Here is a 15,342-nt window from a genome sequence, read left to right as displayed (position 1 = left end):
GCTTTACGCCTAGGTCTTTATCAACCGTTGTATTTCATCTAACTTAAGCAAAGCCTCTACGGGAGTTAATACATTTACATCTAAGTTATTTAATGTATCCCTAATCTTCACCAAAACAGGATCATCAACAGCAAACATCTGGAGCTGATATGCCTGATTCTGTACTTTTTTAATGCTATCCTTAATGCTTTGTCCTTCCGTTCTGTCTATCTCTAGTCTTTTTAGGATCTCATTTGCCCTATTGATCAGTTTAGAGGGCATACCCGCCATTTTTGCTACATGGATCCCAAAACTATGTTCGCTTCCCCCAGGCACCAGTTTACGCAAGAAAATTACCTTATTCGACATTTCTTTAATTGTAACATTGAAGTTTTTAATTCTTACCATAGTATTTTCCAATTCATTTAACTCATGGTAATGCGTAGCAAATAATGTCTTAGGTCTGGCCGTAGGGTGTTCGTGCAAAAATTCGGCAATAGACCAGGCAATAGAGATACCATCGTAAGTGCTGGTTCCCCTACCAATTTCATCCAATAAAATTAAGCTTCGATCAGAAATATTATTTAGGATACTGGCGGTTTCATTCATTTCTACCATGAATGTACTTTCGCCAGACGACAAATTATCAGACGCTCCTACCCGGGTAAAAATTTTATCGATTATACCAATATTTACCTCCTTAGCAGGAACGAAGCAACCCATTTGCGCCATCAATACAATTAAAGCGGTTTGTCTTAAGATTGCAGATTTACCCGACATGTTGGGTCCAGTAATGATAATGATCTGTTGGGTATCGTTATCCAAAAATACATCGTTTGTAATGTATTCCTGACCAATGGGCAATTTCTTCTCAATTACAGGATGGCGCCCCCCTTTGATATCCAATTCCTTTTTATTGTTCAAAATCGGTTTTACATAGTGATTTTTAACGGCCAGTTGTGCAAAACATAACAACACATCTAACTGAGCTATTAAAAAAGCATTGAGTTGGATAGGCTTGATAAAATGCGATACTTGATGCATCAATTCATTGTACAACCGCACTTCGATGGCATGTATTTTTTCTTCGGCGCCCAAAATCTGTTCTTCGTATTCTTTCAGTTCAGGCGTAATGTATCGCTCTGCGTTTACCAGTGTTTGTTTTCTGATCCAGCTTTCGGGCACCTTATCTTTATGGGTGTGCGTAACTTCAAGATAATAGCCAAAAACGTTATTAAATGAGATCCTTAGCGAAGGAATACCGGTATTTAAGGCCTCTCTTTTCTGAATTTCGACCAAATATTCTTTCCCGCCAAAGGCGATTTTACGTAGGCGATCCAATTCTTCATCTATCCCATCGGCAATTACATTTCCTTTAACCAATAACGCGGGCGGATCAGGTTGCAGTTCTCGTTCTAGTTTATCTTTAATGCTTTGGCATGGATCTAATCGCGAAGCCAGCGCCGTTAAAAATGGATTTTGTGTGGCTTCTGCCAACCTTTTAACTTCTTCGATATGGATTAGTGCCCTTTTCAGTTGAAGCAGTTCTCTTGGACCAGCTTTTTGTAAACCAACCTTCGAAATAAGCCTCTCTAAATCGCCTATTGGCTTTATGTGTGTTAAAAATTCTCTTACAAGTTCATCGTGAGCCACCAGGTATTCTACCATGCCCAAGCGTTCCTGAATAGGTTTAAGCTCTTTGAGAGGCATGATGATCCATTTGTGCAGCATCCTTGCCCCCATGGGCGTGCTGGTTTCATCCAACACATCAAAAAGGGTTACCCCATTGTCATTTGCAGTACTTACCAGTTCGAGGTTACGAATGGTAAATCGATCCAGCCACATAAAACGATCTTCTTCTAGACGCGATATGGAGGAAATATGCTGCAAATTGCGGTGTTCGGTTTCGCCCAAATAATAGAGAACTACTCCAGCAGCTACGATACCTGTTGTTAGTTTATCCACACCAAAACCTTTGAGCGAGTTTACCTCAAAGTGCTTGGTTAATATTTCATCGGCGTAATCACTTGTAAATGCCCAATCATCAAGCGGATAGGTATAAAATTTATCGCCAAAGAGCGAGAGGAATTCATGTCGTTTACTTTTTTGAAAAACAACTTCAGTGGGTCTAAAACCTTGTAAAAGTTTATCAATATATTCAGGATTTCCTTGAGCTAATAAAAATTCACCGGTAGAAATATCGCAGAAAGCCACACCTAAATTCTGTTTATCAAAAAAAACGGCAGCTAAATAATTGTTCGATTTCTGGTTTAAAATATTATCGTTATAAGCAACTCCTGGCGTAACCAATTCGGTAACACCCCTTTTTACAATATTCTTGGTTAATTTAGGGTCTTCTAACTGATCGCAAATGGCCACTCGTTGTCCGGCACGTACCAATTTCGAGAGATAATTTTCTAGAGAATGATGTGGAAAACCGGCCAATTCTAAGGCTCCATTCGGTCCAGTACCCCTTCGGGTTAAAACAATCCCTAAAATCTGAGCTGTTTTTATTGCGTCTTCGCCAAAAGTTTCGTAAAAATCACCTACCCTAAACAACAACAACGCACCAGGATATTTCGCCTTAATGGTATTATACTGGGTCATTAATGGAGTTTCTTTTGCTGCAGCTTTGGCCAAAATTTTTTAAATTACTAAGGTGTAAATATAGTATCTTGATGGGCTTGTTCGAAGTTTTTGTTGAAAATTAAAAAGATTGTGGAGAGGTTTTTTAGGATTTTTAATCGTGAAGATAAAATTGCCGCGCTCAACGATAAGCGTCTAGAGTTTAGCGAAAAAACGCCAAACCTAAGACTCTCAATTCTTTTTTATAAATTTATTTTTCAAGATCGATTTTAACCCATGATGCAAAACAAACAATCATTTTATTTAAGGCAAATTACACTCTTAATCGCCTTAATCGGATACAGCGTGGCCTCGATGGCCCAAGTAAAGCCTAATATTGTGTTCATTATGGCCGATGACATGGGTTATTCAGATATTGGTGCCTATGGTTCCGAAATCTCGACTCCAAACATAGATAAGTTGGCCAAGAAAGGTGTAAAATTTAATCAGTTTTATAATACAGCGAGGTGTTGTCCAACGCGGGCATCCTTGCTCACAGGACTGTACCCGCACAATACGGGTTTAGGTTACATGACCGGCTTCAATCAAAAGGCGCCGGGTTACCAAGGAGAGATAAGCACCAATTGTGTAACTATTCCCGAAGTTCTAAAAACAGCGGGCTATAAATCTTATATGGCCGGAAAATGGCACGTGAGTATAAATACCAAAAACAACGGACCGAAAAACAACTGGCCTTTACAGCGGGGATTTGATCGATATTTTGGGACCATCCCAGGATCTGGAAGCTTCTTTACACCGAAAGGCTTAGCGGCGGGAAATACGATAATTAAGGCACCTGAGAATTTTTACTTAACCGATGCAATCTCAGATTCGGCCTCAAAATACATCAATGAACATCAGTTAAAATCAAAAAAAGATCCGTTTTTCATGTATGTAGCGTATACCGCACCCCACTGGCCCCTACATGCCAAGCCCGCCGACATTCAAAAATATATGAAGATGTACGAGAAAGGTTGGGACCAATTACGTGTAGAGCGCTATAACAGAATGCTCAAAATGGGAATTTTAGCCCCTACAACCAAATTAACTAAGCGAACGGATACTGTACCTGCCTGGAAAGATGTACCACCATCAGAAAAGGCATTATGGATAAAACGAATGGCTATTTATGCAGCTCAAATAGATTGCATGGACCAAGGAATTGGAAGGATTATAGTTGCACTTGAAAAGAATGATCTGATCAAAAATACCTTGGTAATTTTTATGTCAGACAATGGTGGCTGTGCCGAAACCATTAGCAACACCGATAAAACCATCGAAAAATTGGGCACGGTAGAAAGCTATGAAAGTTATCGTACCAATTGGGCTAATTTAAGCAACACACCTTTTAAACTGTACAAATGTAGGGTACATGAAGGTGGTATTTCTGCTCCATTTATCGCATCGTGGCCTGGAAAATTAGCACCCAACGGTACCATGGTTAAAACTCCTGCTCATATTATCGATCTGATGCCCACATTTGTGCAGCTGGCTGGTGCGGTTTATCCAAAATCGTATCATGGTAAATCAATCCACGCGATGCAGGGTGTAAACATTATGCCCCTCCTCACCGGAAAAACCATTGCCAAACGTACCTTGTATTGGGAGCATGAGGCCAATTGCGCAATCTTAACACCTGATGGATGGAAACTGGTTTCAAAAAGTAATAACAAAGCACCTTTTGCCGGAGTTTGGGAGTTGTACAATCTCAATAATGATCGTTCTGAAACCGTAAATCTAGCGTCAAAATTCCCAGCTAAAGTGAAATTAATGGCAGCCGATTGGACCAATTGGGCCAATAAAAACAACGTTTTCCCATTAGACGGAACCGACCTTTGGGAAAGGGGAAGGTTGATGGATAGGGAGTTGTGAGTTTACAGTTGGCAGTTTACAGTTCTCAGTTCGTATGGCCGAAAGCTTGTCGCCCCAAGCTTGTCCAAGGGTTTAACCGGTCTTCGACTACGCTCAGACTGACAAATTGGGACAACTAAGGTGTCTTAGGTGGTGAAGTTTGCAGTTGGCAAGGCCGAAAGCTTATCGCCCTAAGCTTGTCGAAGGGCTTAACCTATCTTCGACTACGCTCAGACTGACAAATTGGGACAACTAAGGTGTCTTAGGTGGTGAAGTTTGCAGTTGGTAAAGGCCGAAAGCTTCTCCAACTGAACCTGTCGAAAGGCTTAACCTGTCTTCGACTACGCTCAGACTAACAATCTTTGGGTAACTCAGGTGTCTGGTGTCTTAGGTGGTGAATTAAATAAAGCTAAAGTTTATCGATATAGCCTAAAAACAACGTTAACGCCCTCCTCTTATCATCTGTTAGCTCGAAATCCAGCTTATTCAACAAGTAATCTTCCAAATCGAAATGCGGATGGCGCGGTAAGGTTTTTAGCAGCTCTTTTCTATGATCAAGACCAAACTTCAGCGCTGCGTCGAACTCGGCGATAAATGATTGAGAAATGGCTTTATTGGCTACCCATGCTGCATAAACAAAAGGTAATCCTGTAAATTTCATCCACTCTGTACCCATATCGTAAGCATAGGCAAAATCAGCTTTGCGGCCAAAAGTACGATCTCCGATTAGTACCATAGCATCTCCTTCGTCATCAGGGTCAGTTAGAAATTCTACTTCCACCTTAAAATGGAATTTGAGCAATACTTTGGCCAGGTTATTTGATGTCCTGGATTGAGGGTCGAGTTTCACTGTCTTGATTTTATCAGCCGGGACATTGCTAAAAATAAAGACCGAATTAACGGCGCCAACAGATCCGATGCAATAAGAACCAATGATATTGGCATTCGGAACCAGTGGAATCGCCGCCACGGGAATTAAACCAATATCTATTTGATTATTAATTAATTCATTAGCGCATGCTGAAGGAATAGCTAAGCTTAAATCAATCTTATCTCTAACATCATTATTTTCGATTCCGTAAATAAACGGTTTGGTATTGGTATAGGAAACGGCGGCAATCTTAATCTTGTTCACGGTATATAGGTAAGATATAAAAGGGAAGACGGAAGATGGGAGGTCAAATTCCATCTGCCATTTTCCATCTTACATTATTTCAGGTCTTTTAAGTGGTCAGTATGGTTAAAATCGATGATGCTAAACTGACCATCATCATCTAAATTCATTTTATAAAGTGTAGTATTTTGGTGCGGAAAGTCGACCATCTCTGAGAGTGGTTTTTTTATCAACAAACACAATAATAAACGCATAGCTCTTCCGTGCATGCATATTAAAATACATTTTTCATTCGTATTACCTTTAATGATGTGAAGGGCTTCTTGTAACCTGAACATTACATCATTGGGGCTTTCACCCCCCTCAAATTTAGCTTCGTAATTACCTTCTTGCCATTTTTCAACGACCTCCTTGAAGGCAGTTCTTGCTTCTTCGGTGTTAGGTTTCCCTTCCCAAATCCCCCACGCTAGCTCGTCTAAGCCTTCGAGCTGTTCCCAAGGCAAACCATCATCGATAAATTGTTGTACGGTTTGATGCGTGCGTTTTAACGTTGAAGTATAAACCTTGTCGAATTTAATAGTTTTATAGTGATTATAAAATGCCAAGGCTTGAGCCCTACCCGTGTCGTTAAGATCACTATTTATACCGCGTCCTTGCACAATTCCCAAGCGATTTAGTTCTGTTTCGCCGTGGCGGATGAGGTAGATTTCTTTCATAATTTAGTATAGCGTAGGGCGTATTGCGTATTGAGATGGGTTGAATTACGGACTCTCGGACTTTCCGACTCTCCTAATTGATTACAGGCAATTTATAATATTGTGGTTTTACATCCTCCTCAAAAACAACGTCTGTATAATCTGTTACCACGTGATATAAGGTATCTCTTTCTATAGGTTTTCTGCCAACATGTTTGATCAGATTTACCAGTTCTTTAGTACTCATAGCTGGATTCTGCTCTTCGGCCCCTGCCATTGAATAAATTTTTGTGGTATCGTCTAAAGTTCCATCAATATCATCTACTCCAAAATTTAACGACATCTGCGCGGTTTCCCTGCTAATCATTGCCCAATATGCCTTAATATGGTCAAAGTTATCCAGATAAATCCTTGAAATCGCATAATTCCTCAAGTCTTCGATTACCGAAACTTCGGGAACAGCGCTCATTTGATTATGCTGGTTTCTAAATTTAAGCGGGATAAACGTTTGAAATCCTCCTGTTTTATCTTGGAGTTGACGTAAACGTTCCATATGATCAATCCTATGCTCAAATTTTTCGATATGTCCATATAACATGGTAGCGTTAGATCTCATGCCTAGTTTATGCCATTCTTCGTGTATTGCCAACCATTGATCTGCAGTACACTTATCTTTTGCAATAATTTCGCGTATTTCAGGATGAAAAATTTCAGCCCCTCCTCCCGGGATGGATTCTAACCCAGCTTCTTTCATCAGTTTCATCCCTGTTGGATAATCAATTTTTGCCTTCTTAAAGATATAATGATATTCTACCGGAGTTAATGCTTTTACATGCAGCCCTGGGCGGTGAAGTTTAATGGCAGTAAATAAAGCAGCATAAAAGGCAACATCATATTGTGGCAATACACCACCTACGATGTGAACTTCGGTAACAGGCTCATCGTCATATTTTTTAACAATAGACAACATTTCGTCCATAGTTAATGCCCAACCTTCTTCTTTTTGTTTGATAAGGCGCGAATAAGAACAGAATTTACAATCGTAAACACATAAATTAGTAGGCTCTAGATGGAAGTTTCTGTTAAAATAAGTGAGGTCTCCATGTTTCCTTTCCCTAATATGATTAGCTAAAACGCCTAAATAGCCTAATTCTGCATGCTCATATAAATATACTCCTTCCTCAAAAGTGATCCTTTCATTGTCCTGAACTTTTTGGGCAATAACTTTTAATGGATTTGAAAGATTAGGATTATGAAGTAAAATAGCTAAAGACTGCACGGCAATTTTTTTAATATTTAGCAAAAGTACAATAATGCCCTTATTGAAAATCATTTTCTTGTAAAAACTAGAAAAGCCCCTCTTAAAAAGGAGCTTTCTACAATTAGCCAATTCACTAATTAGCTAATTAGCTAATTATTTACCAGCTTTCGTGAAATTAAGCACTACATAAGCAGTCTTACCACCAAATGCCACAGGCGATTTAATTACCATCGTACTTCCATCGCTCGATGCTAATTCTAAAACATAACCTTCGGTTACACTTTTAGCTTTTTCGCCTTCGAACAATTTCTTAAACTGGAAAGTACCATTGGTTGAATTTACCGACCAAAAAATATTTTGAGTTTTTGCTGCACATAGATCACTCCCTGGCAAGCTATAACTTCCATTGCCACTATTTGTTAAACTCCATGTACTATTTACGAAACACTTATAAGAACTTTCTCCCAAGAATGATTTTACGGATATATCTGGGATACCTTCGAAAGTTACATCAGTTAGTGTCCAGTTTCCTGATACATCACCTCTTTTTGCTGCTACAGCACCAGATGAAGTAGTTTTAGGCGAGCAGCTTTGTAACACTATAAGTGCACTACAGATTAACGCTACTATAAAAAATATTCTTTTCATATATTTGTTTTTTGATATCTAATTACATAAATCTTGCCAAAACTTATTTTTTAGATAGATTAAATATAGATTTGTGTATAAAAATTAATCTAATTCTCGAGCCACAGATGAAACCAGAAACTACTGCTATCCATGCCCAAAATCTTGTAAAAAGCGCAACTGGGGATGTTACGATGCCGATTAGCCTATCCACAACGTTTTTAAGGGCCGAAGATGGTGGTTATCCCGGCGGGCATATGTATAGCAGGGTAAGCAATCCAAACCGTGCTGCGCTTGAAAATGTGATCACAAAACTCGAATTCGGCGTAGAAACCTGTGTGTTCTCTTCTGGAAATACCGCTGGTATGTCTGTTTTTCAGGCATTAAAACCGGGTGATCACATTATTGCACCAGATGATATGTATTGGGGTTTAAAGAAACAATTATTAACTATTTTTGATGGCATTCTAACTTTCGACTTCATTGATTTAACTAATCTCGCATCGATAGAAAGTTATGTTAATGCTTCCACTGTGTTAATCTGGGCAGAAACCCCTTCAAATCCTTTATTAAAAGTTACCGATATTGAAGAATTAGCCAAAATCAGCAAGAAACATCAACTCCTATTAGTAGTTGATAGTACATTTGCCTCGCCTGTATTGCAAAATCCGATCTTACTAGGGGCAGATATTGTAATGCATTCTAGTACAAAATATATCGGAGGCCATAGCGATGTGCTGGGAGGATCACTAACTACGGCAAAATTAAGCGACTTTTGGGAAAGGATAAAAAATGTACAACAGACCGGAGGAGCAGTACCCTCGCCATTTGATTGTTTTTTATTACTGAGAAGTATAAAAACTTTGGCTTACCGGATGCGCGGGCATTGTGATAATGCCCTGAAATTAGCGCAATATCTAGTAGAACACCCTCAGGTTGAAGCCGTTTTCTTCCCGGGACTACCATCACATCCACAGCATGAAATTGCCAAGAAACAAATGAAAAATTTTGGTGGTATGCTATCTGTACTAATAAAAGGGAGCGCTACAGAAGCGAGAAAAGTGGTGAACTCAGTTAAAATCTTTACGCAAGCAACGAGTTTGGGTGGTGTTGAAAGCTTGATAGAGCACCGCGCATCTGTTGAAGGTCCTGACACTAAAACCCCTCAAAATTTAATCCGGATCTCTGTTGGATTGGAGCATATAGACGATTTGATCGCCGATTTAGATCAAGCGCTTAATTAGTTTACAATTGATTATGGTAAGGAAATTACTCATTGTCTTATGCGTGTTTAACTTTTTTGGTGAAATAGGTGTAAATGCACAACAAAAAAGCGCAGTTAAAACGCTTCAGCAAAGGCAACAAGATTTTATAGATCTGCGTTTTGGCATGTTTATTCATTACAACATCCCAACCTATATGGATCAGGATTGGGCAGACCCTGAGGCCAGTCCCGCATTATTTAACCCAAAAAAATTGGATTGTAAACAGTGGGCTGATGCTGCACTATCAGCAAATATGAGCTACGGGTGTTTAACTACCAAGCATCATAGTGGTTTCGCCATTTGGAATACCAAAACAACCAGTTACAATGTAATGAACAGCCCTTTGAAAAGGGATGTAGTAAAAGAATATACCGATGCTTTTAGGGCAAAAGGACTAAAAGTGATGCTCTATTATTCTATTTTGGATACACACCATAAACTAAGGCCAAATAGCATTACGCCTAATCATATCAAAATGGTTAAAGCTCAAATTACTGAACTACTAAGCAATTACGGTGAGATTGATGCATTGATTATCGATGGTTGGGATGCGCCATGGTCAAGAATTTCTTATGATGATATCCCATTTGAAGATATTTATTTGTTGGTTAAATCTTTGCAGCCTAATTGTTTATTGATGGATTTAAATGCAGCAAAATATCCATCAGAAGCATTGTATTATACAGATATTAAATCTTATGAGCAAAATGCAGGTCAACATATTGCAAAAGATCAAAATAAATTACCTGCTTTATCGTGCTTACCCTTACAGGCAACCTGGTTTTGGAAAACCTATTCGCCAAATGAAACATTAAAAAATGCAGAGAAGTTAGTTTATGACAACCTCATCCCCATGAACAAAGCATTATGTAATTTTATATTAAATGTAGCACCTAACCGAGATGGACTAATTGATGAGAATGCGCTTGCTTCGTTAAAGGAAATTGGGAGATTATGGAGAAACGCAGGCCCTTTAGACAAATTATCGGCTACCGATGCTCCGATTATTTCCAGTAATCTGGCTAAAAAACAGGTCAGTAATTCGAGTTGGAGCGATGATATGGATATTATGGACTTTGCAAATGATGATAATTTTAGCACATCATGGGTTTCTAATGCGACTGTGAAAAATCCTTGGTATGAAATTACCTTTAAGAAGCCCACTTCTTTTAATATGATTGTTATTGCCCAGAAATTAGCAACTATCAATACTTATAGGTTAGAATTTTTTAGCAATGGAAGTTGGAGGCCACTATTTAATGGTAATAACAAGGACAAGATTAAAATCCACCGTTTTCCGCAAGTTATAGGAGAGAAAGTTAGGATTTCTATTTTAGGATATACCAAGCCTCCGCAGATTAGTGAATTTGAAGTGTATAACGAAAAGCATAAAAAAAACGCCCAGACTAACTAAAGTCTAGGCGTTTTTATTATATATAGATGGGATTAATTTTTTGGTTGAACTCTTCCACTTTTTTTATCCCTGTCCCTACCAATTACATATCCGGCACCAGCACCTGCTAAGCCACCGATAATTGCGCCTCTACCGTCTTTTTTATCGATAAGTACGCCACCTAATGCACCAACACCAGCACCGATAGCAGTACCTTTTGCTGCACTACTCCATCCTTTTTTCTTTGCTGCGGTAGTTGTACCACCAGATGAACTGGTTGAAGAACCACTAGAAGAATACGTTGATGAAGAACTGCGTCTAACTGCAGCTAATTCTGCCTGATGTTTTTGTTCTACTAGTTGTTGTTGTCTTACCACTTCTGCTCTTTTGAAACTGTCTAATTTTAAACTGTCTTTAACAGCAGCTACTGCTTGTTGTTTTGCCAATGTATCTTCTTTGGCACCGTTGCTACATGAAGCTAACACTGTAGCTAATGCAACTATTGCGAATATCTTTTTCATTTCTGTTAATTTTAATTTAATTATATCTAGTATATTGTAAAAATGATGCCAAGATTAATAAATGTTGAAAAAAAATTTAATTGATCCCTTTGGTTATTTCTACTAATGACATAACAACTATAAAGGGATTTAGTTTTTCGCTTAACATTCTGTATCTTTGCACAACGGATATCAATATACTTTTCTCTTTAAGGATACCTACTAAAAAATTCGATTTTTTAGCATCCAATCCATAACAGGCACCGTAACCGTGTAGGATAAATATAACGTCTTGATCTAACCATTCTTAAGTTAGAGATCAACAAAAGGTAAACTAGGGAATAGCAGTTTTTAATTAATATAATTTACTATGGCAAAATCGCAAGCTACCTTCATGAAAAAACAGTTAGAAAAAAATAGACAAAAAAAGAAGGAAGATAAACTAGAACGCAAGCAAGAACGTCAACAAAACTCTACAGGTGGAGATTTGGAAAGCATGATGGCTTACGTTAACGAATTTGGAGAGATTGTTTCTACACCTCCAGAAAAGAAATAATTAGCTAATTAACTATTTGGCCGCAGATGCGCAGATTTTGTTTATTCAATTAATCTGAGCATCTGCGGCTTTCTTATGCAAATCGCAACTTCACATAGTACCACTGCCCTGGGTAAATTAGCCCCGATCGAAGCGGAAATCTTTTATCACATAGATGTGGGTTAAGTTAAAAGATTGCAGCGCAGAGCGGGATTGTCTCCCCATCCTCCTACTGCCTTGGCGCTTCTGATAAATAAATTTCAACAAGTAATCTAAGCATCTGTGGCTATCCAATCGCCTATCGCTTTTCGCCAAACGCTATACTTTTTATATCTTGCCCTAAATAGCGAAGGAATAATCTATACATGAAACTAACGATCTGGGGAGCTGCTCAACAAGTTACTGGCAGCATGCACTTACTACAAACAAACAACTATTCCATTCTGATAGATTGCGGTCTGGATTACGAAAAAGGAACTTACCAAGAAGAAAACCAATACTTTCCGTTTAATCCAGCCAGCATTGATCTGGTTATTCTAACCCATGCCCATATAGATCATTCGGGAAATCTGCCAACTTTGGTACGGATGGGTTTCGAAGGTCAGATTTTGTGTACTGCTGCTACTGCCGATCTTACTGAACTCCTATTACTCGATTCTGTAAATATTTTTCTTAGTAAGCAAAATAAAAGTCGAAAAGGCAAACGCGGCCACAGCGGACCGCAACCCCTTTATTTGCAAAAGCATGTGATGGAAACTGTTGATCGCTTCGTAACCATAGGATTTAATAAACCCTTTCGGATTAATGGAAATATCGAACTCCTGTTTATTCCCGTAGGGCACTTATTAGGAGCGGCAGCTGTGGTGTTGAGCATTTCTGAAGATGGGAACAACAAAAAAATTGCATTTACTGGTGATATTGGAAGGAAAAACTACCCTGTACTTACTGATCCTCAACCTTTGCCCCAAGTAGATTATTTGGTTTGCGAATCAACTTATGGTGGAAGGCTTCATAGTACGGGAACCACGATCCAAGAAAAATTAATCGAAGCCATTACCGCAACGTGCATTAAAAGTCCTGGGCGACTAATCATCCCTGCATTTAGCATTGGTAGAACCCAATCCCTTGTATTTACCTTAAATCAGATTTTTAGTACCGGCCTGCTTCCACCCGTGCAGATCTTTGTAGACAGTCCACTCGCTAATTACGCAACAGCAGCCTACCGCAAGCACCATGAGTTGGTGAGTGATGAGGCTAAAGATTTTTATCGGGCCAAGGGCGATGAATTTGAGTTCGAAAACCTGGCGTATGTTCACGATCGCAAAGAGAGTCTGGCGGTAAGCAATTATCTAGAGCCTTGCATTATCATCTCATCAGCAGGAATGTTGGAAGGCGGCAGGATACAAGACCACCTTTATTATAACATTCAAAATTACTATTGCACCATTTTATTTATTGGATATTGTGCTAAAGGAACATTGGGAGATAGACTTTTGCGTGGCGATCCGATTATCCGTTTACGTAACCGCGATTTAATGGTGTATGCTGCTATCCAAAAAACCGACCTATTAAGTGGGCACGGAGACCATAATGATCTCCTCGAAACCGTTAAGCAGCAAGATGTTAAGCGCCTTAAGGCCGTGTTTTTAGTACATGGAGAAATAAAATCCATGTTGGCATTGGCCGATGGACTCACCGCTGAAGGATATAACGTAACTATTCCGCAAAAAGGTGAAGAGATTGAGCTGAATTAGTTTTCAGTTTGGAGTTAACAACTTACAGGTTTCAATTATTATATTGTGTTAGCCTGAGAAAAAGCGTAGCTGTTAAAAAAAACCGCAAAGGAAGTTTTTATTGGGTAGTGAAAAAGCTTAGCTGTTCTTAGATGTCGTACCTGCCTGCCGGCAGGCAGGGATGGTAAAAAAATTAACGCTCCAATGGATTCCCTTTGGACAACGACGCAAAGGCAGTTTATAACTTAGGTTTCTGAGGTGCTCTTAGGTGGTGAAAACGTTAACGCAGAGAGCGCAAAGGATTCGCAAAGAACGCAAGGGAAGTTTTTACTTGGGTGCCCTTAGGTGGTGAAAAAATTAACGCAACTTCTTCCCGATAGCTATCGGGATGTTTTAAACACTAAATGAGTTGGTTAAAACCTAAACCGAGTAAACATAAAACTTAGCATCCCGAATGGGTTGACCTTTAATCGATAAGCTCTCACCTTTAAAATCTCTAGTAGGTTTAATTATAAAAGGTTCGTCTGATTTGGAAAGTTCATCAAAGGCAATTTTGAGGCGATCTATGTGTGTATCAGCATTTACTTTCCACTTTTTATCCTGATACCAGAAATAAGCAAACACGTTTCTGGTACCTCCTTTTAATTTTCCATCCAATCTGATCTGACCAATATTGGCCTTTTTTAATGGTTCTACAGCTTTTTTATAAAAAGTTTTGAAGTCTTTGAATTCGGGAATGGTTCTTGGCTCGCTCATTATTTTAATTTTGTGCAATTTACGACTAAGATTACAACGATTGGCAGGAATTTAGGATTTGTTGTATCTTGAAAATAATTGAGTAATTAATCCCACGTAAAAAGGCATTCCTTTAGTTGGAATGCCTTGGTATGGATTATGATAAGCTGGTAATGGTTCTTTCCTAATTAGTTTTGCTGAACCACGTGAATATTAACACTACTAGTACTTGCGGCATCAAACCAAACGGTATATATTTTTCCAGCTTGCAGTTGAACTCCGGGAATTATCCCAACTACAGCCGATCCGGTTACGGTAACTGCTATATCCTGGTTTGCATCTACTGTATTATAGGCCGAAACATATCCATACGCTAAACCTGTAGTTATAGCGGTTGACGTAGCACTTACCGAAGCATTGACGGTGTTATTTAAGGCAGCACCCAAGTTTACGAACCTGATTCTGATTTTGCCACTTGCCGGAACGGTGGTATCGTCCTGGAAACCGGTAATCTGACCGTTACCACCAGATCCAGTAGGAAAATAAAAAGCCGTATAAGAAGCATTCGTAATAAGGCCAACATTTGATGAAGCAGTAACTGTTGTTGAACCTGTATTTTTGAGTGAAATGATCGTGTTCCCTGCATCAACCGTTAAATAACCACTATATAAGCCATAAGCCACAGATGAAGTCGTTTTTTTTGTTTCGCCCTGGTAAAGATCTTGGGCAATAGACCCCGACACCGCGTTTACAATCCGAATATTTGCATTACCAAGAACGATTGGCTCTTCATCATTTTTTTTGCATGATGAGAATAATATCGATCCAATACATAGCATGGCAATTATAATCGACAATCTTTTGTTAAATGTTTTCATGTGTTTTAGTTTAGTGGACAAGAATAAGCATCAAATATTAAGCCAAATACGTTGATTATGAGCCGAATGGTTTTGAGTATGCAAAGCGATTAAATGATTAATAAATATAAAAAAAATGTAGGGTATTTAATTAAATACGAATTAAAGATAA

Annotated in this window: 13 protein-coding genes; 5 read left to right on the top strand and 8 right to left on the bottom strand. The window is 38.8% G+C overall.

Annotated features, from left to right (window positions below):
- Positions 1-9 precede the first annotated feature (9 nt).
- Positions 10-2,619, bottom strand: a complete 2,610-nt coding sequence (mutS, locus tag AC6H0V_RS04960; protein WP_497562608.1) for a DNA mismatch repair protein MutS — start codon at positions 2,617-2,619, stop codon at positions 10-12.
- Positions 2,620-2,841: 222 nt separating this feature from the next.
- Between mutS and AC6H0V_RS04955 the strand changes: the two genes are divergently transcribed.
- The gene (locus tag AC6H0V_RS04955; protein WP_497562607.1) at positions 2,842-4,476 is read left to right on the top strand and encodes an arylsulfatase; all 1,635 of its coding nucleotides are present in this window, start codon (positions 2,842-2,844) and stop codon (positions 4,474-4,476) included.
- Between the two features lie 388 nt (positions 4,477-4,864).
- Here the strand turns inward: AC6H0V_RS04955 and AC6H0V_RS04950 are convergent, their stop codons facing one another.
- The 4 genes from AC6H0V_RS04950 to AC6H0V_RS04935 form a co-directional block, all read right to left on the bottom strand.
- Positions 4,865-5,590 (bottom strand): menaquinone biosynthetic enzyme MqnA/MqnD family protein, encoded by a 726-nt coding sequence (locus AC6H0V_RS04950; protein ID WP_497562606.1) that lies wholly within the window; start codon positions 5,588-5,590, stop codon positions 4,865-4,867.
- Positions 5,591-5,664: 74 nt separating this feature from the next.
- Complete coding sequence (locus AC6H0V_RS04945) at positions 5,665-6,288, bottom strand: histidine phosphatase family protein (RefSeq protein ID WP_497563362.1); 624 nt, start codon at positions 6,286-6,288, stop codon at positions 5,665-5,667.
- Positions 6,289-6,358: 70 nt separating this feature from the next.
- Positions 6,359-7,597 carry an aminofutalosine synthase MqnE gene (gene mqnE, locus AC6H0V_RS04940; protein WP_497562605.1) on the bottom strand — a complete coding sequence of 413 codons (1,239 nt, stop codon included), beginning with the start codon at positions 7,595-7,597 and terminating at the stop codon, positions 6,359-6,361.
- 81 nt (positions 7,598-7,678) lie between these two features.
- Positions 7,679-8,173 (bottom strand): hypothetical protein, encoded by a 495-nt coding sequence (locus AC6H0V_RS04935; protein WP_497562604.1) that lies wholly within the window; start codon positions 8,171-8,173, stop codon positions 7,679-7,681.
- Between the two features lie 107 nt (positions 8,174-8,280).
- Between AC6H0V_RS04935 and AC6H0V_RS04930 the strand changes: the two genes are divergently transcribed.
- Positions 8,281-9,396, top strand: coding sequence for a trans-sulfuration enzyme family protein (locus AC6H0V_RS04930; protein WP_497562603.1), 1,116 nt, complete (start codon positions 8,281-8,283; stop codon positions 9,394-9,396).
- 13 nt (positions 9,397-9,409) lie between these two features.
- Positions 9,410-10,831 (top strand): alpha-L-fucosidase, encoded by a 1,422-nt coding sequence (locus AC6H0V_RS04925; protein WP_497562602.1) that lies wholly within the window; start codon positions 9,410-9,412, stop codon positions 10,829-10,831.
- 32 nt (positions 10,832-10,863) lie between these two features.
- On the opposite strand, the gene AC6H0V_RS04920 is transcribed toward AC6H0V_RS04925, so the two are convergent.
- A complete protein-coding gene (locus tag AC6H0V_RS04920) occupies positions 10,864-11,331 on the bottom strand; it encodes a YMGG-like glycine zipper-containing protein (protein WP_497562601.1) in 468 nt (155 codons plus the stop codon).
- A gap of 373 nt (positions 11,332-11,704) precedes the next feature.
- On the opposite strand from AC6H0V_RS04920, the gene AC6H0V_RS04915 reads away from it, so the two are divergent.
- Together AC6H0V_RS04915 and AC6H0V_RS04910 are read left to right on the top strand one after the other, a co-directional pair.
- Positions 11,705-11,866: a hypothetical protein gene (locus tag AC6H0V_RS04915; protein WP_497562600.1), complete on the top strand. Its 162-nt coding sequence runs from the start codon at positions 11,705-11,707 to the stop codon at positions 11,864-11,866.
- Between the two features lie 344 nt (positions 11,867-12,210).
- The gene (locus AC6H0V_RS04910; RefSeq protein ID WP_497562599.1) at positions 12,211-13,599 is read left to right on the top strand and encodes an MBL fold metallo-hydrolase; all 1,389 of its coding nucleotides are present in this window, start codon (positions 12,211-12,213) and stop codon (positions 13,597-13,599) included.
- Positions 13,600-13,998: 399 nt separating this feature from the next.
- Here AC6H0V_RS04910 and AC6H0V_RS04905 read toward each other — a convergent pair whose 3' ends face one another.
- Both AC6H0V_RS04905 and AC6H0V_RS04900 read right to left on the bottom strand, forming a co-directional pair.
- Entirely contained in the window at positions 13,999-14,334 is a 336-nt protein-coding gene (locus AC6H0V_RS04905; RefSeq protein ID WP_497562598.1) for a hypothetical protein, read from the bottom strand.
- A gap of 167 nt (positions 14,335-14,501) precedes the next feature.
- A complete protein-coding gene (locus AC6H0V_RS04900) occupies positions 14,502-15,191 on the bottom strand; it encodes a DUF4397 domain-containing protein (RefSeq protein WP_497562597.1) in 690 nt (229 codons plus the stop codon).
- Positions 15,192-15,342: the final 151 nt, after the last annotated feature.

The organism is Pedobacter sp. NO84 (assembly GCF_059703915.1).
The sequence above is the reverse complement of the archived record's forward strand: the minus strand, read 5'-3'. Positions and strand labels throughout refer to the sequence as shown.